1 protein-coding gene is annotated in these 1,012 nt (G+C 60.2%); it reads right to left on the bottom strand.

Features of this window, described 5'->3' with window-relative positions:
- Nucleotides 1-1,012 (bottom strand): ATP-binding protein (locus A3730_RS26000; protein WP_156501374.1); only part of this gene is annotated, 1,012 nt, incomplete at both ends.

The following is a 1,012-nucleotide window of genomic DNA, read 5'->3' as shown; positions in this document are numbered from 1 at the left end:
CCATGAGAATGCAATCAAAGTCTCGCTGGCGCGCTTTTCCCAGCGCCTCCTCGCCATTACTTGCCGTCACCACGGTGACGCCCATCTGCTCCAGAATACGCCGCGCCACCATGGCATTGACCACATTGTCTTCCACCAGCAGCACCAGCCCATGCAGGACATGTTGCTCCGGTTCAATCGGGCTGGCCGGCCCCGCCGGCCCACTGTCCGCCGGCTGCTCACGGCACAACAGGCGCAACGACAGCGTAAAGACACTGCCCTCGTCCTCCCGGCTACCTACTGACAGGGTGCCACCGAGCATTTCACTGAGTTTGCGCGCAATCGCCAGCCCCAGCCCGGTGCCACCAAAACGGCGCGAGGTGGAGGAATCAATCTGTGAGAACGCCTTAAACAGGCTTGAACGTTTGGACTCTGGAATACCAATACCGGTATCGGCCACGGCAACACTCAGGTCCAGCCAGTCTCCCCGAACCGGCAGCACCGATACGGTGACAGTGACGCCCCCTTCCTGGGTAAACTTCACCGCATTGGAAATCAGATTACTGAGCACCTGGCGCAACCGGGTCGGGTCACTCCTCGCCACCCTGCCTGCCAGCACTTCGTCGCCCTCAAGGCGCAGATACAGCCCTTTGCTTTCCGCCACATAACGAAAAGTGGCGACACAGTTCTGCAGCAGGGGGCGCAATTCGAAGAATGACGGGTCCAGGTCCATGCGCCCGGCTTCGATACGCGAAAAATCGAGGATATCGTTAATCACATCCAGCAGATGACCGGTGGATTCCAGCGCCGCTTCGGTGTATTCGTGCTGCTCCTCGTTCTGGGCCGTTTCTTCCAGTAATTGCAGCATCCCCAGCACACCATTCATGGGGGTGCGCAGCTCGTGGCTCATCATGGCCAGGAAATCGCTTTTGGCCTGGCTGGCGGTTTCCGCCTGACGATGGGCTTGCTGCAATTCTGTCATGGCCACCTGCTGCGTGTGCCGGGCGCCTTCCAGCGCGCCGGCCAGCTCGTT

Source organism: Alcanivorax sp. HI0044 (assembly GCF_001634945.1).
The sequence above is the reverse complement of the archived record's forward strand: the minus strand, read 5'-3'. Positions and strand labels throughout refer to the sequence as shown.